We start from the raw sequence: 23,869 nt of genomic DNA on the forward strand, positions 1-23,869 counted from the left end.
GGGGCGATCGGAAATTAGGGTCGAGTCAGGAGGGTCGAGGTTAGACGAGGAACGAGGCAATCCCCGCCCCTACAGCCTCTCCCCGAGATCGAATATCGCTGCCTCAATCCACCTTGAACTGGTTAGCCCGAGATTGTAGGTCTTGGGCGGTGGCGAGCACCTGCTCGAAGGAAGCAGAGAGCTCGGTGGTATCTGCCGATGTCTGGCTGGCAATCTCCGCCACTTCGTTCATGGTGAGAGTCACGAGCTGCGATTGGGTGGTTTGGCTTTGGGTAGCGGCTGCAATCCCTTGCCCCAGTTGACGAATGTGCTCGGTAGCCCGAACGATCTCGTTCAAGTTGCGGCGGGCGTCGTTCACTAAATTAGTTCCCTCCACCACCTGGTGAATGCCGCTGTCCATTGCATTGGACACCTCTACGGTGCCTGCCTGGATTTCTTCCACGAGAGCTGCAATCTCTGTGGTTGCTGTGGCCGATTGGCGAGCTAGCGAACGGACTTCGTCCGCTACCACTGCAAAGCCCCGCCCATACTCGCCCGCCCGGGTAGCCTCAATAGCGGCATTGAGTGAGAGCAGGTGGGTTTGGGTGGTGAAGTTCTCAATCAGACTGACCACCTTCGAGATTTTCTGAGAAGATTCGCTCAAGCGCTTAATGCGCTTGCTGGTTTCCGCCACTGTTTCGCGAATGGCAGAGATGCTCTCTACCGTGCGGTCCATAGAGGAGTCTCCAGCGCGAACGGTTTGATTGGCTTGCTCGACCGCCTCGTTGACCTGACCGGCGTTTGCTGTCATTGCATCAGTGGCTACTACCATCCCCTGCAGTTGAGCGATCGCTTCGCCGATCGCTTCAAGCTGTTTCTCCGCTTGGGTGGCCACTTTGGCGATCGCCGTACCGCTGGCTTGAGAGGTTTCGGCTACACCACTGGAGGCTGCTTGTACCTGCACCACAATGGCCCGCAGGCTTTGCAGCGTAGAGTTATAGGCAGAAGCAATCGTTCCGACCTCCGTTTCGGTAATCGGCGCGCGCACCGTCAGATCTCCCTGTAGGGCAGGACGCACTGCGGTGAGCAATTGCACCGCTTGCTGCTGAAATTCTTCTTTCGCGACTTTCTCCCGTTTGGCAGATTCAGCCAGTTGCTCGGACTGAGTTTGAACCGTTTCTAAATAGTCGGCTTGCTGCAGGGCAATGTTAAGCTGACCGGCAATACGGCGGGCAAAGTCCACCTCCGAGTCATCCCACTGGCGGGGGCCATCGCACTTGTGGATGGCAAATAGACCCCACAAGACATCCCCTTTGACGAGGGGCATCAACATACTGGCTTTAATCTGCAGCTTGGAGAGCACTTGAACCAAGCAATCTTCAAGGTCTCCCAGTTCGTTAACATCGGGAACAATCCAAGTGCGCCCTTTGCGATAGTTTTCTACTTGATTGACAAAGCAATGGTCTTGAATCTTGGCTGCCATGGCCGAGTATCTGGGCTCGGAGACATCTTCGACCACAAACTCGCCGGAGGTGTAATTTGACTCCGGCGAGAATTGGAACAGGCCAACGCGATCGACGTTTAGCAATTGGCGGATATCCCGTGCCGAAGCTTGCAATACCTGTGGCAAATCGGCGGTCTGGCGCAAGCGCTCTGCAACTTTGGCAATGAGTTGTTCCTGTTGGGTCTTGCGCTCTAACTGTGCAATATTCTCCAATTTTTCTAAGCCAATTGCCAAGAAATTGCTGATTTGGAGAACAACATTCACCTCGTCGTCCTGCCAAGTCCTCGGTCCCGAGTTTTGGTAAACCGCCAAGAGACCCCAAAGCTTATCGCCCTGAAAAATGGGGACGTTAATATACGCCCGACATTGGAACTTCTCTAAACTTTCGAGGTAGCAAGGGGAAAATCCTGCCTCGTAAATATCGTCAACGCGACTGAAGCGCTTGCCCTGCATATACAGCCCGCCCTTCGTGTCTTTCAAGTAGGTGTCGGCATTGGCTTTACGGGGGGCATTGAGGTCTTTGATGAGACAGCGATCGCTACTCATTAAGTCTTTTTTGAGGGCGTCGTCTCGCTCTTGCAGATCCACAATCGATGGCCAGCCGGGACCGACAGATTCCGCCACCAATTCCCCACTCCAATCGGGGTAGAACATGTAAACGCCGACTCGGTCCACCTTGAGTAGCTGGCGCATATCTTGGGTGACTGCCTGGAAGATCGACTTCTCATCGCGGGCGATCTGGATTTTTGAGACCGCGCGGCTGACTAACTTTTCTCGCTCTGCATTCGCAGTTAACTGGTTGAAGGTCTCGGATTTTTGTAGAGAGATCGCCACAAACTTAGCAATCTTGAGTACGAGATTGACGGCATCGTCCCCCCAATCTCGCGGACCGTCATTTTGATAGACAGCCAAGAGTCCCCACAGTTTTTCGCCGTGAAAAATCGGCACGTTGATATAGGCTCGACATTGGAATTTTTCTAAACTTTCCAGATAGCAAGCTGAAAAGCCTGCTTCGCGAATATCGTCAACGCGGCTGTAGGGCTTGCCCTGCATGTAGAGGCCGCCCTTCGTATCTTTCAGGTAGGTATCGGTACCGACTTTTTGGGGAGCATTGAGATCCTTAATCAGACAGCGATCGCTCCTCATCAAGTCCTGTTTGAGTTTGCTATCGGTTTGCTGCAAGTCCACAATCGAAGGCCAGCCAGGACCGACGGATTCCGCCACTAACTCGCCGCTCCAATCGGGATAGAACTTGTAGATGCCGACGCGATCGGCGTTGAGCAGCTTGCGCGTATCTTGTGTAACGGCGCTGAAGATAGTTTTTGCGTCAGTGGTTTGCTGCAGGTTGGCCAGCAAGCGGCCCACCAGCTCCTCTTGAGAGACTTTCTCCGCGAGTTCGTCAATCGTCTCCACTTTTTGAATGGCGATCGCCGTACACTGTGCGACCTTCACCACTAAATTGACGGCATCGTCCCCCCATTCCCGAGGGCCGTCATTCTGATAGGCCGCCAAGAGTCCCCACAGTTTGTCCCCGAGAAAAACTGGGACGTTGATATAGGCCCGACATTGGAATTTTTCTAAACTTTCCAGGTAGCAAGCCGAAAAGCCTGCTTCGCGAATATCGTCAACTCGGCTATAGGGCTTGCCCTGCATATACAGGCCGCCTTTTGTATCTTTCAGGTAAGTATCGCTGCCGACCTGACGGGGGGCGTCGAGATTTTTAATCAAACAGCGATCGCTGCTCATCAAATCCTGCTTCAGCTTGTCGTCAGAATCTTGTAGCTTCACAATCGAGGGCCAGCCGGAACCCACCGATTCGGCCACCAGTTCGCCACTCCAGTCGGGGTAAAACTTGTAGATACCGACACGATCGCAATTGAGCAATTGCCGCAACTCTAGCGTCACGGTCTGGAAAATACTGTCAATATCGGATGACTGCTGCAGGTTGGCCAACAGCTTGGCGATCAGTTTCTCGCGCTCGCGCTGTTCGTCCAGGGTGGCCTGAAACTCTACCGGCTGCAGCCCCAGCATCAATTCTGTCGCCACTTGGGAGGTGAGAATCACTTCTGCGTCCTGCCACTGCCGCACGCGATCGCATTGCTGCACCACCAAAAGCCCCCAGAGTCGATCGTCAAAGACAATCGGTAAGCTCAGGCTGGACTTGACTTGGAATTGCTCCACTAACTGCTGTTGATAGGGGCTAAATTGGCTGTTCTCGGTGTCGATCTCCACTAGAGGGGACTGGAGATAAGTGGAAAAATCTCCGCCAAAGGCGATCGCGGGCAGGATAGTGCCGAGGGTGGGGGTATAGCCGGGGGTCATGGCCTCTGCCAAGATCTTGCCGCGCTCGCCATCGACAAACTGGAAGATCGAGACGCGATTGGCCTTGAGGACTCTAAACAGTTCCCCCACAGCTGTATCGAGTAGTTCCTCAAGCGTGTTGGTGCGTCGCAGGCGATCGCCAAAGGCTAAAATCTTGCGGACGTTCGAGAGACTTTCAACTTCTACCGTCACTTCCTGCGCCGAATGAGGCCCCGAATGAGCGAGCAGTTCCCCTCGTGTTTTATCGGCGGTCCTTGCAAGATCCAAGGATTCTCGCTGCACGGTAGCGGCATTGTTCGCGGGGTATCCGTTCGACACATTCTGGCCGCTCGTCGTTATGCTGTGCGAGGATACCGCTGTCGCACTGGCCGTTTGCGAGCGATAAACCCCAGATCGGTTCGCAGCGCTGCCATTCCCCGTGCGCCCCTGCCCGCCTGGGTCAGTGGGGGCTTTTGTCGGCTGGTCTTCGAGATTGTCTCCAGCTTGGGGGAGCGAGGTAGGAATGGGATTGCTGTTTTGCATCGTCGGTGTCCTTGGAATGTGAGGCTAAAGGGTGTGAGGCGAATGCTCGGGCAAGGGGTGAATTTGCTTTCTATGACAGGGGCAGAGGAGAGACCCACTGGAGGTTCGAGCAACCGCTAGCGCGAGCCTTTGAGAGGCGATCGCAGACTGTCAGTTATCCTTAGCGATGGAGGCTAACTGACTAACTGAGCGGCAAGTAATCGAGTGTGCGAGTATCGATAACAGGTCCGGCATCGATAAAATATCCGCCTAAATAAGGCAAAAGTTGCTCGGGAAAAACCCCCGGTCCTGCCTCTTGCAACCGGTCTTCGTCATACAGTTCGATATCCTGTACGGCCTGTACCGCGATGCCCAGTTTCTGCTGACCCACCTGGACGACAATCGCCTTCACGCTCTGCTGCGCGCTCTCGAGCTCGCAGACTGAAGTCATGCCCGTTAAGGCATTCAGATCGAGCATCCACAACATTTCCCCTCGCCAGTTGTAGACCCCCAATACCCAGGTGGGCATGGCGGGTACAGGCAAAATATCGACTGGATGGATATGGAGAATCTCAGTCGCTTGAGCTAGTGGCAAGAGAGCCCACTCCTCCCCTAACTGAAGGCGAAGAAAGGCTTGTCGCAGGTCTGGAGCGGGGGGTTCGAGTGCAAAGCCCTCAAGTCCCGTTACTCCAGCCTGTAATTGCTGCTCGCTCATACGCTATCCGTGTTGCTCCATTCGTGCAGATCGCAGATCTAGAGGCTTCCCAAGCCAAGTCGCTCGCGATCGCCGTCAACCGACGAACCGCGATCGTGCTTTTGCCCATTCAGCACTAGCAAAGATTTGAGCTCAATTGGCTTGCTCTAGGGCTAGTTTGCCCAAATGAGAAATATTAATACCTGTCCGCGTTGGCTTTCACGATTTTTATGGTTGCCACTTGCAGTAGGATCTCATTCATCAATAGACTTCTGGTCTCAATGCTGAGGCGAGAGTTCTACAGTGGCTGAACTGCTTGGCATATCCTGCACTCGGGGGTTGTGCGACAATCTAGAACATCTGTTGGAGATCTGCCAGCAAGATCGAAATAGAAGGTTGGGTAGAAATAGAAGGTTGGGGAGGCGATGCAATACATTGACTGTCAGTTAGAAGAGTCTCAATCGATTTTTGCCAAGAGATCTAACAGACGCTGCGAGCAATGGAGTCATTGCTCGCAGAAATTCTACATCTACTTCAAGCTCGCTAGGCAGGTAGGAGTTGCCGCACCGTGCTGAGAAATTCTTGACCGTCGACTGGCTTGGGGACATAGGCATCGGCCCCTACCATCGAGCCCCAAAGTTTATCGGCATCAGTCCCCTTGGTGGAACACATCACTACCGGAATATCTTTGGTGGCAGGGTCAGATTTGAGATCGCGGCAAAGCTCGAAGCCACTTTGTCCCGGCAAAATCACATCTAACACGACGAGGTCCGGGCGCTGCGATCGCATGGCCGATTGAGCTTCTTCACTACTGGAAACCTTAACGACCCCAAAATAAGCCTGTTTCAAGTACTGCGTCAGCACTTCAGCTTCAGTCAGGCTGTCTTCTACAAGCAATACAGTCCTCAAGGGAATACTCCGTTTTTGCGCGATACAGATGATGTGTTGGGTAGGCCATTGGACAAATCCGGCGATGCAAGCTGGACCCACAATCGCTAGCTTACCCAGGCTGCAAGGAAGAAGTTGCGATCGCCAAGCCTCAAACTTTTGCCCTTCGGGCAGCAGAGTTGCTCTCAATTGAGGGGCTGCCGTTGCCACCGCAGCGCAACTCCCCCACGGATAGTTAGGGGGTCGATTGCAGTATCTGAAGACTCTCGGTCTCTAGTAAAGATGCGGCCTATAATGATAAGTTTCTCTTTATCTTCCCCATTACAAACGATCGTGTCGCTAGCGATCGCAATTGGAGTTTTCTGTGTTTAGATGCCCATTAATGTTTAGATGCCCATTAATGACTGTCTTTTTTATTTTTAGGCGGACGTAGGGAAACCTGCACGTCCACCATACAGCCTGACGTAATTTACTTTACCCAGTTAAGAGGTTTTTTAGCCGTGCAACTGACCAATCAAATTCATTTTCGAAATTTACGCGGTGACATCTTCGGGGGTGTTACCGCAGCCATTATCGCGTTGCCTCTGGCTTTGGCCTTTGGGGTTGCCTCTGGGGCCGGTGCAGTGTCTGGCTTGTGGGGCGCTATTTTAGTTGGCTTCTTTGCAGCTTTATTTGGCGGGACGCCAACTCTGATCTCGGAACCCACTGGCCCGATGACAGTGGTCATGACGGCTGTGATCGCGAACTTAACGGCTGCCAATCCCGACAATGGTCTGGCCATGGCCTTTACCGTCGTGATGATGGCCGGGGTTTTCCAAATTATTTTTGGCAGTCTGCGGCTCGGTAAATACGTCACGATGATGCCCTACACAGTCATTTCGGGCTTTATGTCCGGCATCGGCATCATTCTTGTCATTCTGCAGCTCGCTCCATTCCTGGGACAGGACAGTCCCGGGGGAGGAGTCATCGGAACTCTCCAAGCAATACCGGCGCTGCTCGTTAATATTCAGCCAGCAGAAACGGCGTTAGCCGCGATCTCGCTCGCCATCATCTGGTTCATGCCCTCGAAGTTCAAGCGGATTGTGCCTCCCCAGTTGGTTGCTCTGATTGCCGGTACTGTTTTGTCCCTAATTTTGTTCCCGGGACTCGATATTCGTCGGATTGGTGAAATTCCGACGGGCTTCCCGGCTATTCAGATACCGACCTTTAGCCCCGATCAGCTCCAGCTCATGTTTGTAGATGCGGCTGTGTTAGGCATGTTGGGTTGTATTGATGCCCTGTTAACCTCGATGGTTGCAGATAGTTTGACCCGTACGGAACACGCTTCTAATAAAGAGTTGATCGGGCAAGGGCTGGGCAACTTAATGTCTGGTTTATTTGGGGGAATTGCCGGTGCTGGAGCCACGATGGGAACGGTTGTCAATATTCAAACGGGTGGCAGGACAGCACTATCGGGTTTGACGCGTGCCATTGTATTGGTGATTGTGGTTTTAGGTGCGGCGAACTTAACGGCTACCATTCCTCTCGCAGTATTGGCAGGAATTGCGCTCAAGGTCGGGATTGACATTATTGATTGGGATTTCTTGAAGCGGGCCCATCAGATTTCGCGTAAGGGCTCCCTAATTATGTACGGCGTTATTCTGCTGACCGTTTTGGTTGACCTGATCGCAGCAGTGGGGATTGGGGTCTTTATTGCCAACATTCTGACGATCGAGCGCATGAGCGATCTGCAGTCGGAGTCTGTTAAGGCGATTAGCGATGCTGACGATACCATTCAGCTCAATTCCGAGGAGGCGCGCTGGCTTGACGAAGCCAATGGTCGCGTGCTCCTATTCCAATTGAGTGGCCCCATGATCTTCGGTGTTGCCAAAGCGATCTCCCGCGAACATAATGCGATCGGGGAGTGCGATGCGATCGTTTTTGACCTCAGCGATGTCCCACATCTGGGGGTGACGGCATCGTTAGCTCTAGAGAATGCAATGGAGGAGGCTGTTGAGAAAGACCGCCAAGTCTTTATTGTGGGAGCTGCGGGACAAACCAAGCGTCGTCTCGAAGACCTGAAGATCTTCAGTTTGGTCCCGCCTCAAAATCTCTACATGAATCGTTCGGAGGCATTGAGGCGTGCGGTCGACACAGTCTTCTCCGAATCTAATGTGCAAGCCCTAGATTTGGGGGCACCGACCATAACCTAGATCGAGCAACGGGAATGAACGTGCAGCCAGAAATATCCGTACTAGAAGCATGCATTTTTGCAACAATATTGTGTGGATTTTTCGGCATCATCCTGAAAAAGAACCTCATGATGAAGATCGTCTCAATGGATGTGATGAGCACTGGGGCGATCTCCTATTACATTTTGGTTGCCTCGCGAGGGGGGGTATTTGCGCCCATTGCTGCGGATGCCGAACCCGTTGCTTACGCAGATCCGGTGCCCCAAGCGGTCATTTTGACAGCGATCGTGATTGGCTTTTCGATCCAAGCCTTAATGCTGGTGGGAGTCATGAAGCTAGCCCGAGATAACCCGACTCTGGAGATCGACGAGATCGAGAAGAATAATACCCCATGAGTATGCTGGCGTTCACCGGAGGTACGACTGCGGCGATCGCCTGGATTGCCCTGCCATTTTTTGTGGGGTTCAGCATTTATCTCCTCCCCAAACTCGATCGCCACCTCGCACTCTGGGTGGCACTGATTTCGCTTGGCTATGGTCTACAGCAAGTCTTCGCCCCCGTCCCCCTGAGCTTGCAGTTATTGGATCGTTTTGGCGTCACATTAGTCGTCGATCCATTAAGTGGCTACTTCATTCTGACCAATGCACTCGTGACCGCAGCGGTCATTCTCTACTGCTGGCAAAGCGATAAAACGGCTTTTTTCTACATGCAGGCCATCATTTTGCATGGCAGTGTCAACGCGGTGTTTATCTGTGCAGATTTTGTCAGTTTGTATGTGGCCCTAGAGGTCATCGGTATTGCTGCGTTCCTCTTAATTGCCTATCCCCGGACTGACCGCTCGATTTGGGTTGCCTTGCGCTACCTCTTTGTCAGCAATACAGCCATGCTGTTTTACCTGATTGGGGCAGTACTCGTTTATCAGGCCAACCATTCGTTTGCATTTGCTGGGTTACAGGGGGCTCCCACCGAGGCGATCGCCCTCATCTTCCTCGGACTCCTGACCAAAGGGGGAATCTTTGTCTCGGGTTTGTGGCTGCCCTTAACCCACTCCGAATCCGAGACCCCCGTATCGGCCCTACTGTCGGGAGTTGTGGTCAAAACAGGGGTCTTTCCGCTAGTCCGTTGCTCCCTCATTGTGGCTGAGCTCGACCCAATCGTCCGTATCTTTGGGGTTGGCACGGCCCTCTTGGGAGTCGGCTATGCGGTCTTTGCCAAAGATACAAAGCGCATGCTCGCGTTTCACACGATTTCTCAACTCGGCTTTGTCCTTGCAGCACCGGAAGTCGGTGGTTTTTATGCGCTGACACACGGTCTGGTCAAAGCGGCTCTCTTCCTGGTTGCAGGGAACCTACCGAGCCGAAAGCTCGAAGCGCTCAAACAGAAGCCGATTCCCACTCCAATCTGGATTGCCCTGGCGATCGCCAGCTTTTCAATCTCGGGTTTTCCCCTGTTATCTGGTTTTGGCGCGAAGGTACTGACCATGAAGAATCTAGCGCCCTGGCAAGTGATTGGTATGAATATTGCGGCTCTGGGAACTGCAATCTCGTTTGCTAAATTTATTTTCCTGCCTCATGGGGGCAAAGGGAATGTTAAGCCTGGTTTCTGGCCAGCAATGACTGTGTTACTCGGCGGGTTGGTTATCGCAAATGGCATCTATTATGAAGCCTATACCGTAGCAAATATTGTCAAGCCACTGGTCACAATTGCTATTGGCTGGCTCGCGTATCTTCTGATTTTTCAGAAATTGAAGGTTGAGATTCCTCGAATTGTGGAGAAATTTGAGCATTTAATTGGAGTCATGACTCTGATGTTAACCCTGCTTTTTTGGATGGCTTTGGCATGATTGGATATCTAGATTTTTCATTGCGGTTGGCTATCTGGTTTCTACTCACTGCCGATGCGAGTGTAGCCAATATTCTCATCGGTGTTAGCGTTGCGCTTCTATTGCCGAGACCCTACACAGCTCCAGGGGCCTTGAAAGATTGGTTGCGAATATTCTGGGAAATCCTCATCGCTATTCCCAGAGCATACTTTGAAGCCTTGGAAATAATGTTTCGCCCCCACACTCGGGAAGAGATCGTGCTGGAGCGAGTCAAACCCCAGCGGACCCCCGGACTCATCTTTCTAGATATTTTCCTCATCACTTTTACCCCTAAAACAATCGTCTTAAAATATCGCGAAGATGGCTGGTATGAAGTACATCGGGTACAGCGGAGGCCAAAGACATGAATTGGGTGCTCGTGCCCATGATTCTGGCCCTACTCATCCCCATCTATGAGGCTTGTAAGGACAGAAGCATTTGGCAAAAAATGTTGGCCTTTGCCAGTATTGCAACCAAAACATCTATGATGATTCTGGTCGTATCTGTCTTGCGGGATGACTGGACGATCGGGGTGGTTGGGGTACTCATTTTAAGTGTGGGGAATGCAGCCTTAATGCTGCTGGCTCATGTCCTCAGGCGGATGAACGAACAATGATTGATACTATCAGCTATATCTGTATCGGAATTGGAATTATCTTCTGGTTCTGGGGAACATTTCCCCTGATTGGCGATCGCTCGGTCTTATTCAAGCTGCACAGTCTTTCAGTCGCCGATACCCTCGGTTCGATGAGTATTCTTCTCGGGCTGCTCCTCCAAATACCCCGAGAATGGCCGCTGCTGATTCTGGCGCTGATTTCCCTCGCGATCTGGAATACGGTGCTGGGGTATGTGTTGGCCTACTGTTCTAGCAGTGGAGGTGAGGATGACTGAGGATTTCTACGTTATCGCGATCGTTGCTCTGCTTCCCTTAACAGCCTGTATGGTGGTTTTGCAGGTCAATCCCTATCACGCCCTGGTCATTCGCGGCATTTTGGGTGCCGTTGCCGCACTGGTCTACGCACTCTTTGGGGCAGCGGATGTCGCCTTGACCGAAGCCTTGGTCGGCACCATGCTATCCATTACCCTCTACGCAGTGGCGGTGCGCTCTTCACTGAGTATGCGCGTTGGCTTGCTCGCTCGCGAGTCGAGTGCGAAAAGCGCACCTCTGGCGAATGCAGCAGCGTCAGAGCTCGCGCATCCTTCCGAGCAATTGCTCTCGGCTTTACGCAAAACATCGAACAAATACCACATGCGTCTCGAACTGGTGACCTATACCAATCTTCAAGCCTTACAAACCGCTTTGATGGCAAAAGAGATTCATACAATCTATGTCTTGTCAGACTATGACTTGTCAGAGCAGTCAGTTGCCTGGGAGCCATCTCAATCGCCCCCCGCAGACGGACAGCCGCGTCACCACATCCAAACCCGGGTCCAACGTCTCTACGACATCATGCAGGAGGAACTCCCAGCAACCTTGGCCAGCCTGACCTATATCGACTCAGGCAGCTTCAGCCAGTCCAATGCCAGTCAGTCAGGGGACGGGATACCCGATCTCATGGGGGATCGAGCATGAAGTGGATCTACATTGCGGTCGGGATAGCGTTGTACATTAAGATGCTCGTCTTCCCCAATCTGGCGATCGACTCAGCCGAGCTCTCGATCGTTGAGTCGATTGTGCGAGATAGCGGGGTGCCCAACACCGTTTCGGGCATTATTTTCAGAAACCGACTCTATGACACGATCTTCGAGGTTGTGGTCTTCACGATCGCGATCTTGGGAGTGCGATTTCTGTTGGCCGACGAACAACCTTCCAGCAAAATCTACCAATTCACCGATCGCCCCTCGATCGTGCTGGCACGCTTGGGAGCCACGATTGCGGCATTAATCGGTATCGAGCTAGCGATTCGGGGGCACTTGAGTCCAGGCGGTGGGTTTGCGGCGGGCGTCGCCGGCGGAACGGCGATTGGCCTTGTGGCCATCACCTCATCATCAGAACGGATGGAAGCGATTTACCAGCGCTGGCATGCCGCCACCTGGGAGAAGGTTTCGGTGCTGATTTTCATTGTGCTGGCGGTTCTGAGCCTGGTTGGTATGGAATTACCGCAGGGAGAGTTTGGCACCTTGGTCAGTGGTGGGTGGATTCCGCTGCTCAATCTTCTGGTTGCCATCAAAGTTGCCTTGGGGTCGTGGGCTGCCATTTTGGTTTTTATTCGCTATCGGGGATTGTTGTGAGAGTTGCCAGGAAGTTCTGAGACACCCGCGCTCTAGGCCGCGCCTGCGTCGGGAGTATGTCAGGATAAGAGGGCTTCGGCAATCCAAGAGCTCCGATATCCTTCTAGCATGGTCAGTTCCCGCACCCGCGTCCCCAATTTCCCCATTACCGCTGTCGTCGGTCAAGCCGCCATTAAAACCGCCCTACTCCTGGCTGCTGCCGATCCGGGTTTGGGCGGAGTGGCGATCGCCGGACGGCGAGGCACCGCCAAATCCATCTTGGCCAGAGGCATTCACGATCTGCTCCCCCCCATCGAGATCGTCAAAGGCTCCCCCTGCAACGACGACCCCCGCCATCCCGAAACTTGGTCGGACTGGGCCAAAGAACAGTATCCCGACCCGACTGTTTTTCCCGAAACTGAAGTCGTCCCCGCCCCCTTCATTCAAATTCCCCTCGGTGTCACCGAAGATCGCCTACTCGGCTCGGTCGATGTCAGCAAATCTGTCAAAACCGGCGAAACCGTTTTCCAACCCGGCCTGCTAGCCGCCGCTCACCGAGGCGTGCTCTACGTCGATGAAATGAACCTGCTAGACGACCAAATCGCCAATCTGCTGTTAGCCGTCACCAGCGAAGGCGTCAACATCATCGAGCGGGAAGGCATCAGCCTGCAACATCCCTGCAAGCCCATCCTGATTGCCACCTTCAACCCCGAAGAAGGCCAACTGCGAGACCACCTGCTCGATCGGATGGCGATCGCCCTCTCCGCCGATGCCGCCCTAGACCTCGACATGCGCTTGCAGGTGGTGGAACGGGCCACCGCCTTTGCCGATCGTCCCGAAGCGTTTTGGGCCGCAGAAAGTGAGGCGATCGACCAAATGCGCACCCAGATCGTCTTAGCTCGCGAATGGCTCAAAGACGTGCGCGCCACCCCCGAGCAGGTGAAGTATCTGATCGTCGAAGCGATTCGCAGCGGCATTCAGGGCCATCGGGCCGAGTTATTTGCCCTGCGGGTGGCAAAAGTCTTAGCAGCTTTGGAAGGCCGCACGTTTATCGAAGCAGACGATCTGCGCACGGCAGTGGAACTGGTAATTTTACCTCGGGCGATGGACGCACCGCCCCCACCGCCTGCCGAGCCCCCGCCACCGCCTTCATCCGAAGACCGAGAGGACGACGAGGATAACTCGAAGGACGAGGATGAGGACAACACCGACAACGAGGACACCGACGACGACGATAGCGATTCTGCCCCCCCCAGCATTCCCGAAGAGTTCGTCTTCGATCCCGAAGGGGTCGTACTCGATCCGGAATTGTTGAGATTTGCCCAATCCGCGAACCGACAGGGCAAGAGCGGTTCCCGCAGTTTGGTGTTTTCAGACGATCGCGGTCGCTATATCAAACCCATGCTGCCGCAGGGGGACACCCTGCGCATTGCCGTTGACGCCACTTTGCGCGCTGCTGCCCCCTACCAAAAAGCCCGTCGTCGGCGCCATCCCGATCGCAATGTCATCGTCGAGCAAAGCGATATCCGCAGCAAAAAACTCGCTCGCAAAGCCGGGGCTTTAGTCATCTTTATTGTGGATGCTTCGGGGTCGATGGCCCTCAACCGGATGAATTCGGCTAAAGGCGCAGTGCTCCGCCTACTGACTGAGGCTTATCAAAATCGGGACAAAGTGGCGCTGATTCCGTTTCAGGGGGAGCGGGCGGAGGTGTTGTTGCCACCGACGCGATCGATTGAAGCCGCTAGCCGCCGCATGGAGACGATGCCCTGCGGCGGCGGTTCGCCCTTAGCTCATGCGTTTACGCAGGCCATTCGCATGGGCTTGAACGAGATGTCGGCGGGGGATGTGGGTGAAGTCATGGTGGTGGCGCTGACGGACGGTCGCGGCAATATTCCCCTCAGCCGATCGCTCGGCACCGCCCTCGATCCCGACGAAGAAAAGCCCGATCTCAAACAGGAGTTGCGGGATATTGCGACCAAAATGCGAGCGCTGGGCTTTAAGTTCCTGCTGGTCGATACCCAAAGTCGGTTTGTCAGTAGCGGCTTCACCAAAGAGCTCGCGAATTTGGCAGGCGGCAAGTATTTCTACATTCCTCGGGCGAACGATGCGGCGATCGCCGCCACAGTGCGAGAGACCTTCACTAACCTGTAATACCTGGTGGAAATTGGGGAGAACAGGCCAACGAGTCCAAGCGATTGCTCGTCTTAAATTGCATCGCTGTAAAATCCTCAAGAAGTAGCAGTATATCTAGATGCGGTGTTAGAAGATTGCAATCCTGAAGAATTGCGGCTGGCATTGCAGAATGTTGCTGAAGCGCCGATGAAGGCTTGGGTCGAGCTGGCCCTCTATCATGAGGATAGTTGCTGGCATGAGGATAGTTGCTGGCATTCATTTGAGGAAATCATGCAAAGCGATCGAACGATAGATCGACGTCTAACTACTCTCGAACAAACGGTAGCAAATTTACAGCAACATATAGGGGTCCCTCAACCCACATCAAGTAATTGGCTAGAAATCGTCATGGGCTCTGTTTCCGATGAATCGGCGTTTCTCGAAGCATTGGAATATGGCCGGCAGATGCGCGAAGCCGATCGACCCAATGACCGAGATGATGAGGATTTGTGAAATATCTTCTCGATACCGACCATATCAGCATTTTGCAACGTAGAGCAGGGCCGGATCGTGCTGCGTTGCTGGCTCGGCTTACCGACCACCCAATCTCAGACCTTGCTTTCTTCATTGTCAGTTTTCACGAGCAAGTTCTTGGAGCTCACACACTTATCACCCGCACCCAAAATGCTGCAGATGTAATTCGCGGATATCGACTCCTTTCAGAAATCCACAAGGGATTTTCAGCGGCTCCAGTACTGCCTTTTAACTCACAGGCTGTGGAAATCTTTAAATCCCTACGCTCGCAACAGGTTCGGGTAGCCACGATGGATTTGCGCATTGCTGCGATCGCCTTATCGAACAACCTGATATTGCTTACGCGGAATGTGCGCGATTTTGGCAAGGTTCCGGGTTTAGTCAGTGAAGATTGGACGGCGTGAAAAAGTGTCTAACTTGAGGGCGATCGCCAATGGGGAATCCCTCGATAATTTGACCTATTTTTATACAAATATTGAGAGCTTGAGGGTAAACACCGAGCCTTCATAATTCCCACGATCGCTAAGTGAGGGAAAGCTGGGGCTGCCGTAGAAATGACCGGAAGCGACTGTCATGGTGCAGACCTATTGGATTGCGTTGGCCTGGTTATTCGGGCTGCTCTCGCGATCGCTCTGGTGGGGCTGGCTGTGGATCTTGGCGATCGCCGCGATCGCTGCTGTCAGTCACATTCGCAAGCCTCGTTTGGCAAGAACTTACATCGCTGCCGGTCTGATTGGATGTTTGGCCTGGGCCTATATCGGCCTGCGAACCCCTACACCGTCCCCCTTCGATATCAGTACCCGCGCCCCGCAACCCAATGCCACTGTCGTCGGTCAGGTCGAAACCGTGCCCCGTCAAACCCGCTCGGGTCGCCAGCAACTGTGGTTGCGAACGGAGAACTATCGCTCCCCCCACCGGAGTGGGTCCGCCATCGCCAGTCGGCTTTACGTCACCTATCCGCTGCAGGAGGAGCTCCCGAATTTACTGCCCGGTCAAAGGCTGGAATTAACTGGATTTCTGTATCGCCCCAGCGGCGCGCAGAATCCGGGGGGCTTTGATTTTCAAGCCTATTTGGCTCGCCACAATGCGTTTGCGGGGTTGAGCGCGCGCCAGGTAGCGATTGTCGATCCCGATGTGCAATGGGGGGGATGGCTGCTGCGCCAGCGAATTGTGGATGCGTTTGTGGCAGGGTTGGGCGATCGCCTCGGGGCCTTATTGGGGGCTTTAGTGTTGGGCTCTGCTGCCAGCCAGGTGCCCTTCGATCTTCAAGATGCTTTTCGCGAGGTGGGTTTGGCTCATACGATCGCGGCCTCCGGCTTTCACGTCGCTTTGTTATTGGGCATTGTGTTGGCGATCGCGCGATCGCGACCGGTGCGACAACAGCAGGTTATCGCGATCGCCAGCTTGCTGGCCTATGTAACTCTGACAGGGGGCAGCCCGTCTGCGTGGCGAGCCACAATCGCGGGGGTGGCTGTGGCGCTTTCGCAGGAGTTGGAAACTACTGGGCGACGCTTGCAGCCCTTGGGGTTTCTGTTGGCGACAGCGGTTCTACTCACCCTCTTCAACCCCCTCTGGATTCGCGATTTGGGGTTTCAGCTCAGCTTTGCAGCCACGGCAGGGCTGCTGGTCAGCGCGCGCCCCATCCAAACTTGCTTGGAGTTCTTGCCGCCAGCGATCGCCCAAGCGATTGCGACGCCGCTCGCCGCTACTCTGTGGACTTTGCCCTTGCAACTGGCGGTGTTTGGCAAAGTATCCACTTATTTTCTCGTAGCTGCACTCCTCACGAGTCCGCTGACTATTGCAGCCGTGGCAGCAGGCATGGTAATAGCTGCGATCGCCCTCGTGCTGCCGCCCTTGGGTGCTGTGGCGGTTTGGCCACTGCAGTTTTTGCTCCAACCAATGGTGGGATTCGCCCAGTGGATAGCAAGTTGGCCCAGTCCGTCTATTGATACGGGAACGGCTTCGGTACTGCAATGTGTAGGACTGTATGGCGTCATGCTTCTCCTGACGTTTGGCAACCGTTGGTGGCCGAGATTGCGATTGAGTACTTTACAGCGCACTGCTATGGGGGTGGCAGGCGCGATCGTCATTCTGGTTGCCATCCCTGTCTTGTGGCCCAAGCCGCCACTGCAAGTGATCGCTCTCGCTGCCGAGACTCCTGTCTTCATCGCCCGTAGTGCTAACCAGACCGCACTCATCAATAGCGGTTCTGCCCAAACCGTGCAGCAGGTGGTGCTACCCTTTTTGCGCCGGGAAGGGATTCGCCACATCGATCGCGCTTTTGCTCTCGCTGACGGCAATGCCAATCATGGCTGGTCGGAGTTGGCCCAAAGCGTCCCCATCAGCGAGATTTGGACTCCAGAGCGATTTGCGATCGCCAGTGCAGCGGCTGCCAATCTCAATTGCTTGCAGCAGTCGGGGACGGAGTTGCATGGCTGGGCTGAGGGGACAGCGGTAACTATAGGTTCGACCGAATGGGAGTTGGTGGGCGATCGGGCCCTCAGCTTTGCGGTTGCCGGTCAGCGAGGCCTGTTGGTCGGGACGCCGATTCCTGCGATCGATCGCCTGTTGCGTTCCCATGCCAGTCTCATCCCAATCGATTGGCTGTGGTGGGATGGCTCGTCACTGTCGCCAGACTGGTTGGAAAAACTGCAATTGCGAGGTGGGGTGGTGGGCGGCCAAAGTCTTCATCCCGGCAATTCTCAACGGTTTACCCAAAACGACATTCCCCTGCTGTGGACCGATCGGGTCGGGGCCGTGTTGTGGCAGCCGCAGGAGATTCGTCTAACCCGACAAGATTTTGATTAGTCCGTAGCGCTAGCAAAGCTATACCAATCCCAGATGATTCTGGAGAACGGGGTGAGCCAAAACCCTTGCTATGACTAGGGTGATTCTTCAATCTCACTGAGGTTTGGTATAGCCCTCTTCTGTCAAGTCAGTCATAGTGGAGCAAAAGTTCATCATACAAATGGCGTGGAGAAAATTTCATCACAAGCCTCAAATGCTTATGGTATAGCAGCTAGAGTTTTTATTCTTATTCATAAGGTATGAAGCGGGAACGCTTAGCCCGCATGGCATCGATAGGGCCGTTTAGTTCAATTTGAAGTACGTATTTGTATAAGTATAAGTATAGTAAGGCACTAAGGGCTTGATTCTGAGTTGACGCAGCAACTTTTTCATTCACCGCCAAATAGCTCAGGAAGGCTTCGATCTCTGCCGTTTCCTCTCGGGGGTGCCGCTTGTTGTGAAACAGGATAAAGCGACGAATCCAATGAACGTACGACTGTTCGGTGCGGTAAGAGTAGTGCTTCATGCGGATGGAGTCTCTGACTCGATCCAATAGTTTTTGGGGAGGGGGTGGTATAGGCGACAGCTCGATCCAGTCCGGCTAATTATCTTTTCCGGCATATTAGGCGGACAAAACGCCACTTTCGGACCGAAAATTCACTGAAATATTCCGCCTAAACACCCATCTAAGGGGTATTATGCGGAATATTTCTCTCTAATCACCTTCCTCAGGGGTATTATGCGGAATGGGTCCGTCTATTAAATAGTTAGGTCGGGCTCAAAATTGTATCTGCCAATACTCAAAATCAAGATGGCATAAGATTATCGGATTGAAGTGAATCGGTAGTTGGCTGTTTTTGGAAATCCGCTATTCCAAGGAAGTATGTTGTGAGGCAGTACAGTCACATAATCAAATTTAGTAGACTGAAGGCATTGATTGGGACTGAGGTAACTTAATGATCCTTGAAACCGACCGACCAATACAACAGAAACCCCTGAGCTTTGACGAATTTCTCGCCCATTATGGTGGTGATAAGCGCTATGAACTGATCGATGGAGAGGTCTTTGACTTGGAACCAACAGGCAAACATGAAGAAGTTGCCGCCTTCATCACTACAAAAGCCTGTGTTCAGATCGACAGAGCAGGCTTACCTTGGTTTGTTCTTCAGCGAGGACTACTTCGTCCTTCTAATGCTGTTATGACAGCATTTCGGCCTGATGTCGCAGTCGTCGATCGCGCAGAACTTTCCAAAGAACTACTCTGGTCTGAGCAGTCAATCATAACGAGAGGCAGTTCGATTAAATTTGTGGTGGAAGTCGTTAGTAGCAATTGGCAAAATGACTATGCCCGTAAAGTCGAAGACTACGCGGCTTTAGGCATTCCCGAATATTGGATTGCAGATTACGCAGGCTTAGGTGGTATTCGGCACATTGGGAAGCCCAAACAACCTACCCTTTCTATCTGTACGTTAGTGGATGAAGAGTATGAAATTCAGTTGCTCCGAGGCAATGAGACTATCGCCTCTGCTACATTCCCTGGTCTGAACCTGACGGCTGAACAAGTGTTGAAGGCTGATAGGTAACATCGCCACTGTAGCGTATTACAAGCTGGCTTGCTCACTTACGTTATTAAAACGCCACTGCACCCATTACTCAGGCAGAGCCGTAATCTTAAACACAAGTTAGGTTGCTGCCGTTCTTAATTTTTGTTGGTGAAATTGGGAGGTGCTAGCCGCATGACCATCGTTACCATTCGAAAAGCCCTGGAATCCGATGCATCGGAGATAGCTCGTATACACGTCGAGTCTTGGAAGGGTGCTTATAAGGGATTGATGCCGGACGATGTACTCGATGCATTGAACGTCTCTTCAAAGACGGAAGCGTGGAAAAGCCTACTTACTAATCCAGAGAATCATAGCTACGTCGCAGAGGTGAACAGTTCAACTGCCGGGTTTGCGTCCTTGTGCGCATGCCGTGACCCGGACAAGAACAGTATAACGGTTGGCGAAATCGCTGCTATATATGTTCACCCGAGCAATTGGCGGCTAGGATACGGCTCGAGACTAATCGCAAAAGCCTTTGAGTTTTTTCGTGGCTTTGGGAATTCGGAGATAATTTTGTGGGTTCTTGAGGGCAATCGCATGGCGCGGGATTTTTACGAGAAACATGGCTTTCTTGTAGACGGGGAGAGCAAAACCCATCCTAAATCGGGTTTAGTTGAGATTCGCTATGCAACCCACATCAAATAGATTCAGCGCCACGTCTAACGGCGGAGTTAGGTTTCTGCTGTCCTTAAGATTTGTCGGTGAAATCGGGGGTGCTAGCCTGCGATCGCTATAATTGGCTTATCTGTTGCAAGTGGGCCATTAAACCTAACCGTTCACCGCAGCGGATGCTTGGCAAAACTGTCGCTCTTTGTTGAGAGGTTATCTAGCACCGCTAACCTCAAGGCCGTTAGGCACGCAAAACAGGCTATAGTTATAGTTTTTTATAGATTTCCCTTCGGTGGCCTACACGGATTACGACTATTAACAGAACTTTATCTTCAACTGTGTAGACAATTCGGTAATCACCGACTCTGATCCTAAAATATTCACAGTTTTTCCCTTTCAATTGTTTGCAGCCAGAGGGACGAGGGTTATTCGCTAGGTCAGATATTGCAGTTTGGATGCGAACTACTTCCTGAGTAGTAACTGATTTAAGATCCTTTTTTACACGCCGATCGAACTCAATCCTGTATTGGCTCACATCACGCCTCTAGTTCCGCAAAAAAATCATCAAAGTCAACCCGTTCTTGCTTTGAGTCAGCCATGCGTTTCTCCGCTCCTTGAAGATCGAGGTCATCTTCTGCTTGTTGCAGAAGCTTCAAAAAAAGTTCGTAGTCTTTAGCTGGAATCATATACACCGGTTCTTTCCCAAGTCGTTGTATAGCAACATGCTCTGAAGCATAAGCGACATGATTGAGCGTATCGGCAAAGCTATTTCTCGCTTCTCCAGAAGATAAGGAACGCATCGTAAGAATCCTGTACGTCATGTACATAGCGTACCACAGATAAAAGCTGTAATGCTGTATTTCAATATCCTGGTAAAGTGGGGGATGCTAACCTGCGATCGCCCTAATTGGTCTAGCTATTGCAAGTCAGCCATCAAACCTAACCCTTCACCGCAGCGGATGCTTGGCTAAACTGTCGATCTTAATTGAGAGTCTCTCTAGCACCGCTAACCTCAAGGCCGTTAGTCCCTTCTATTTCAGCAATCCCCCCAATTTCAGTAAGAAATTTTCTAACTGTTTCGATCTTCTGGCCTATTTGTTTTATAGGGTATTATTTTTGAGGATAATCTTATATACTGTAGAAGTATACAAGCTTGGTTGAGGTCCATTGATGCTTGAAATTCCAAAGCAATATGTTCTTGATGAGCAGCAACGTACTCTTGCTGTTCAAATCCCAATAGAAGTGTACAATCAGATTGAAGAGATTTTAGAAGACTTTGGTCTGGCAAAGCTAATGAAGGAAGTAGAAAATGATGAGTTACTTTCTGGCAGTCCTGCGCACTCATACTATCAGTCAATAAAAATGCAAAATGTGGGAAGTTGAGTATACAAAGAGATTCTTAAAAGAGCTTTCACGCTTGCCAGATAATGTTCAAGCTAGAGCGGAGTCTATTGTGTTTCAAGAACTCAAATCAGAGAACCCATTTGGCCTTGGATATATTGAGAAGATGAAAGGGTACACCAATAAGTATAAGATCCTTATTAGCGACTATAGAATTGGCATCAGTGTTGATTCAGCAGGCAAGCGAATTATTTGCCAAAAAGTAGCACATCGTCGAGAGATATATCGAATTTTTCCATAATAGAGTTTTTGAGATGGCGATCGCTTATCCTCTAAGGTGTGTGAGCTACTTCCTAAAAACTTTCTGCAAGGGACGCTCAGTCCACACTTTACCTGTTTGAATTTTAGGCTACTTTCGCGCCCCTGAGCAACTCCGTTAGATTTCTGCTGTCCTTAAGTTGTGGTTAAAATTGGGAGGTGCTAGCCTGCGATCGCCCTAATTGGCTTGGCTATTGCAAATGGGCCATCAAACCTAACCCTTCACCGCAGCGGATGCTTGGCTAAACTTTCTTTCTTCGTTGAGAGTTGATCTAGCACCGCCAGGCTCAAGGCCGTTAGCTAGCTCCATTTCTGGCTTGAGACATGCAGAAAGGTCACTTACTGTTGCCTGAGTGTAGTCGCTCTTGTAATATTGGTATAACTGGGGTATAACTTAAAGCGTAGGGTTTGCAGCTAAGATCGCTATGAAAACTGCAATTTCGCTTCCAGACTCAGTGTTTGAAGAGGCAGAAGCCATGGCTCAGCAGCTAGGGCTGTCACGTAGTGAGCTTTATACGAAAGCGTTAAAAACTTATCTAAAAAAGTACAACCGCAATCAAATTTTGCATAAGCTGAACCAAATTTACTCTAAAGAGCCTTCTGAGCTAGATGCAGTGATGGCAAAGATGCAGTTTATGTCTCTGCCTCATGAGGACTGGTAATGTATCGGGGAGAAATTTGGTGGGCGAACTTACCCAACCCAGTAGGTTCAGAACCTGGATACCGTCGTCCTGTCTTGGTGATTCAAGATGATGTTTTTACTCAAAGCCGTATCAATACAGTTATCGTCGTAATCATCACCTCGAATACTCAGCTAGCAGGAGCACCAGGAAATGTGTTATTGCCTGGTGAAGTATCAGGTTTATCTAGAGATTCTGTCGCTAATGTATCTCAGATTTTTACGGTTGATAAAACGTTTTTAACTGAACGTATCGGTTCACTACCAAACTATTCGCAAGAGGAGGTAGATGAGGGTTTACGAGTGGTTTTGTATCTCTAGCTACAAGCTAACAAATCGCTGCACCGGAATGTTCTAATCTGTCGGTTGGGTTTTCAAGGTTATCTGCTTCCGGTGAGCTTGGCCGTTAGGCTCCTTTGTATTCCGGTTATGACAACACTTGCCCATGAAATTGAAAAGCCATGAGTTGAGAGGCTGACCTTACTCATCAAAATGAGAGCGATCGGAATTTTGTGTAAGCAGAGAGTTGTTCAAAAAGTGCAGCGCTCTGGAAGCAGAGTAGCAAAATGCGACAGAGCTGCCTTCCAATCTTTGATGGGGCGAGTCCATCGCTTGGCAATATTGTTCATCGCCAAATACATCAACTTCAACACAGATTCCTCATTGGGAAACACAGCCTTGGTCTTAATCACCTTGCGCAGAAAGCGGTTGAGGGACTCGATGGCATTGGTGGTGTAGATGCTGATTGACTGACAAAAGAATCATCGCTGTGATACAAAAAGCAGCTCGCTCGCCCCGCAGGGCTACCCTGACGCCGAGCAAGGGATGCAATCGGGGCGGAGAATCTGGAACTCCAAGCGATATTTCCGTTTGCGATGTTGCTTGCGGGAAGCCATCGCCGGTTCTGGGTCGTGCCCAGAGCGGCAGACGACGCGTCGAATCCAAAACCTATAAGCGAGGAATGAGCGCAGGAGCCCCTGACACCATCCAAGTTGCCGATCGCTTCCATCTTCTGCAGAATCTTGAAGAGGTGTTAGAGAAAGTCTTCAAAGGGCAAACTCAAACCCTTACACGGGTTGAGAAGGCGCAGCTTCACACCGAACAGAGGAGCATTACGCCAACGGTAGCCCCCCAGCATAGGCGTCCTGCCTACACCTACCTTGCCGCTCCCACTTTTCCAGAACGGCAACCCACGATACGGCGAAGGGCAGCAGTTGCTTGGATCCATACAAACCTTATTTGCGAGACCCATGGAAGCAGGGAAGCCAACAGAGCAAAGAACTGTAGAGCAAACCCAGCCGGGAGTCCCTGAATGACTTACCCGGTCGGGGCCAGCCCCAGCGAACGACGCTTCCGCTTAACAGCCCTTGAGTGCTCGGCGAGCGGCTTGGCTTATTTTGAAGCGCTCGGAAAACTTCGATACTGAGGAGGAAACACTTCTGGAGAAACTATGCCAACAGCCTGAGCTAGCGGATGCGATCGCCCTCGCGCAAGGGTTCATTGAACTGGTGCGCAAACGGCTGCCTGACAATCTCGACGATTGGCCCGAACGAGCTCGGACCAGCTCGATTAAGGTATTTCAGAGTTTTGCTAAGGGTCTGAAGGATGACTACGATGCGGTTAAAGCGGGTCTGACTCTCGATGTCAGCAATGGACCGTTGAGGGGCTAAACAACCGACTCAAAATGCTGAAGCGACAGATGTTTGGGCGGGCAGGGCTAGACCTTTTGGCCAAATGCCTCATTTTGACAAGCT

The 23,869-nt window shown here is 52.0% G+C and carries 24 protein-coding genes and 1 pseudogene; 18 read left to right on the forward strand and 7 right to left on the reverse strand.

The genetic code is table 11. The features are described 5' to 3' along the window. Window positions 1-103: 103 nt before the first annotated feature. The 3 genes from SYN7336_RS26985 to SYN7336_RS20090 all read right to left on the reverse strand — a co-directional run bounded on the left by SYN7336_RS26985 (window position 104) and on the right by SYN7336_RS20090 (window position 6,098). Window positions 104-4,327, reverse strand: coding sequence for a GAF domain-containing protein (locus SYN7336_RS26985; RefSeq protein ID WP_017327737.1), 4,224 nt, complete (start codon window positions 4,325-4,327; stop codon window positions 104-106). A 181-nt stretch (window positions 4,328-4,508) separates the two neighbouring features. Continuing rightward, entirely contained in the window at window positions 4,509-5,021 is a 513-nt protein-coding gene (locus SYN7336_RS20085) for a chemotaxis protein CheW (protein ID WP_017327738.1), read from the reverse strand. 522 nt (window positions 5,022-5,543) lie between these two features. Next, complete coding sequence (locus SYN7336_RS20090) at window positions 5,544-6,098, reverse strand: response regulator transcription factor (RefSeq protein WP_017327739.1); 555 nt, start codon at window positions 6,096-6,098, stop codon at window positions 5,544-5,546. A gap of 290 nt (window positions 6,099-6,388) precedes the next feature. Between SYN7336_RS20090 and SYN7336_RS20095 the strand changes: the two genes are divergently transcribed. From SYN7336_RS20095 to SYN7336_RS20150, 12 genes are all read left to right on the forward strand, one after another. Next, the gene (locus tag SYN7336_RS20095) at window positions 6,389-8,080 is read left to right on the forward strand and encodes a SulP family inorganic anion transporter (protein WP_017327740.1); all 1,692 of its coding nucleotides are present in this window, start codon (window positions 6,389-6,391) and stop codon (window positions 8,078-8,080) included. Window positions 8,081-8,094: 14 nt separating this feature from the next. Then, entirely contained in the window at window positions 8,095-8,454 is a 360-nt protein-coding gene (locus SYN7336_RS20100) for an NADH-quinone oxidoreductase subunit K (protein ID WP_026101179.1), read from the forward strand. After that, window positions 8,451-9,902 carry a cation:proton antiporter gene (locus SYN7336_RS20105; RefSeq protein ID WP_017327742.1) on the forward strand — a complete coding sequence of 484 codons (1,452 nt, stop codon included), beginning with the start codon at window positions 8,451-8,453 and terminating at the stop codon, window positions 9,900-9,902. The genes SYN7336_RS20100 and SYN7336_RS20105 overlap by 4 nt, the downstream gene beginning before the upstream one ends. Continuing rightward, window positions 9,899-10,288, forward strand: a complete 390-nt coding sequence (locus tag SYN7336_RS20110) for a Na+/H+ antiporter subunit E (RefSeq protein WP_026101181.1) — start codon at window positions 9,899-9,901, stop codon at window positions 10,286-10,288. The genes SYN7336_RS20105 and SYN7336_RS20110 overlap by 4 nt, the downstream gene beginning before the upstream one ends. Beyond that, on the forward strand, window positions 10,285-10,536 hold the full coding sequence (locus tag SYN7336_RS20115) for a hypothetical protein (RefSeq protein WP_017327744.1): 252 nt from the start codon (window positions 10,285-10,287) through the stop codon (window positions 10,534-10,536). The genes SYN7336_RS20110 and SYN7336_RS20115 overlap by 4 nt, the downstream gene beginning before the upstream one ends. Further along, entirely contained in the window at window positions 10,533-10,811 is a 279-nt protein-coding gene (locus SYN7336_RS20120) for a monovalent cation/H(+) antiporter subunit G (protein ID WP_017327745.1), read from the forward strand. The genes SYN7336_RS20115 and SYN7336_RS20120 overlap by 4 nt, the downstream gene beginning before the upstream one ends. After that, window positions 10,804-11,493, forward strand: a complete 690-nt coding sequence (locus SYN7336_RS26990) for a DUF4040 domain-containing protein (protein WP_051039852.1) — start codon at window positions 10,804-10,806, stop codon at window positions 11,491-11,493. The genes SYN7336_RS20120 and SYN7336_RS26990 overlap by 8 nt, the downstream gene beginning before the upstream one ends. Then, entirely contained in the window at window positions 11,490-12,152 is a 663-nt protein-coding gene (locus SYN7336_RS20130) for a Na(+)/H(+) antiporter subunit B (protein ID WP_017327747.1), read from the forward strand. Before SYN7336_RS26990 ends, SYN7336_RS20130 begins: the two co-directional genes overlap by 4 nt. 108 nt (window positions 12,153-12,260) lie before the next feature. After that, on the forward strand, window positions 12,261-14,282 hold the full coding sequence (bchD, locus tag SYN7336_RS20135) for a magnesium chelatase ATPase subunit D (protein WP_017327748.1): 2,022 nt from the start codon (window positions 12,261-12,263) through the stop codon (window positions 14,280-14,282). Between the two features lie 105 nt (window positions 14,283-14,387). Then, window positions 14,388-14,756 carry a hypothetical protein gene (locus tag SYN7336_RS32470; protein WP_017327749.1) on the forward strand — a complete coding sequence of 123 codons (369 nt, stop codon included), beginning with the start codon at window positions 14,388-14,390 and terminating at the stop codon, window positions 14,754-14,756. Beyond that, window positions 14,753-15,181, forward strand: coding sequence for a type II toxin-antitoxin system VapC family toxin (locus SYN7336_RS20145; RefSeq protein ID WP_017327750.1), 429 nt, complete (start codon window positions 14,753-14,755; stop codon window positions 15,179-15,181). Before SYN7336_RS32470 ends, SYN7336_RS20145 begins: the two co-directional genes overlap by 4 nt. 169 nt (window positions 15,182-15,350) lie before the next feature. Further along, window positions 15,351-17,585, forward strand: a complete 2,235-nt coding sequence (locus tag SYN7336_RS20150; protein WP_017327751.1) for a ComEC/Rec2 family competence protein — start codon at window positions 15,351-15,353, stop codon at window positions 17,583-17,585. 226 nt (window positions 17,586-17,811) lie between these two features. On the opposite strand, the gene SYN7336_RS33115 is transcribed toward SYN7336_RS20150, so the two are convergent. Then, window positions 17,812-18,117, reverse strand: coding sequence for a phage integrase N-terminal SAM-like domain-containing protein (locus SYN7336_RS33115; RefSeq protein WP_026101183.1), 306 nt, complete (start codon window positions 18,115-18,117; stop codon window positions 17,812-17,814). 403 nt (window positions 18,118-18,520) lie between these two features. On the opposite strand from SYN7336_RS33115, the gene SYN7336_RS20160 reads away from it, so the two are divergent. Both SYN7336_RS20160 and SYN7336_RS26995 read left to right on the forward strand, forming a co-directional pair. Beyond that, window positions 18,521-19,147 (forward strand): Uma2 family endonuclease, encoded by a 627-nt coding sequence (locus SYN7336_RS20160; RefSeq protein ID WP_017327753.1) that lies wholly within the window; start codon window positions 18,521-18,523, stop codon window positions 19,145-19,147. 153 nt (window positions 19,148-19,300) lie between these two features. Continuing rightward, a complete protein-coding gene (locus tag SYN7336_RS26995; RefSeq protein ID WP_017327754.1) occupies window positions 19,301-19,813 on the forward strand; it encodes a GNAT family N-acetyltransferase in 513 nt (170 codons plus the stop codon). Between the two features lie 229 nt (window positions 19,814-20,042). Here SYN7336_RS26995 and SYN7336_RS33120 read toward each other — a convergent pair whose 3' ends face one another. Together SYN7336_RS33120 and SYN7336_RS20170 are read right to left on the reverse strand one after the other, a co-directional pair. Continuing rightward, entirely contained in the window at window positions 20,043-20,312 is a 270-nt protein-coding gene (locus tag SYN7336_RS33120; RefSeq protein ID WP_071590826.1) for a type II toxin-antitoxin system RelE/ParE family toxin, read from the reverse strand. 1 nt (window position 20,313) lies between these two features. Next, window positions 20,314-20,577, reverse strand: a complete 264-nt coding sequence (locus SYN7336_RS20170; RefSeq protein ID WP_227498550.1) for a type II toxin-antitoxin system Phd/YefM family antitoxin — start codon at window positions 20,575-20,577, stop codon at window positions 20,314-20,316. A 370-nt stretch (window positions 20,578-20,947) separates the two neighbouring features. On the opposite strand from SYN7336_RS20170, the gene SYN7336_RS20175 reads away from it, so the two are divergent. The 3 genes from SYN7336_RS20175 (at window position 20,948) to SYN7336_RS29260 (ending at window position 22,436) form a co-directional block, all read left to right on the forward strand. Beyond that, a complete protein-coding gene (locus SYN7336_RS20175; protein WP_017327756.1) occupies window positions 20,948-21,160 on the forward strand; it encodes a hypothetical protein in 213 nt (70 codons plus the stop codon). Between the two features lie 701 nt (window positions 21,161-21,861). Continuing rightward, on the forward strand, window positions 21,862-22,098 hold the full coding sequence (locus SYN7336_RS20185; protein WP_017327758.1) for a hypothetical protein: 237 nt from the start codon (window positions 21,862-21,864) through the stop codon (window positions 22,096-22,098). Further along, window positions 22,098-22,436 carry a type II toxin-antitoxin system PemK/MazF family toxin gene (locus SYN7336_RS29260; protein WP_071590827.1) on the forward strand — a complete coding sequence of 113 codons (339 nt, stop codon included), beginning with the start codon at window positions 22,098-22,100 and terminating at the stop codon, window positions 22,434-22,436. The genes SYN7336_RS20185 and SYN7336_RS29260 overlap by 1 nt, the downstream gene beginning before the upstream one ends. 209 nt (window positions 22,437-22,645) lie before the next feature. On the opposite strand, the pseudogene SYN7336_RS29265 reads toward SYN7336_RS29260, so the two are convergent. Then, window positions 22,646-22,855 (reverse strand): annotated as a pseudogene (locus SYN7336_RS29265) (transposase); the annotation flags it as partial. A 627-nt stretch (window positions 22,856-23,482) separates the two neighbouring features. Here SYN7336_RS29265 and SYN7336_RS28330 point away from each other — a divergent pair. Next, complete coding sequence (locus SYN7336_RS28330) at window positions 23,483-23,785, forward strand: ISL3 family transposase (RefSeq protein WP_017327761.1); 303 nt, start codon at window positions 23,483-23,485, stop codon at window positions 23,783-23,785. Window positions 23,786-23,869 lie beyond the last annotated feature (84 nt).

Source organism: Synechococcus sp. PCC 7336, from assembly GCF_000332275.1.
In the GTDB taxonomy this organism is placed as follows: domain Bacteria; phylum Cyanobacteriota; class Cyanobacteriia; order Thermostichales; family PCC-7336; genus PCC-7336.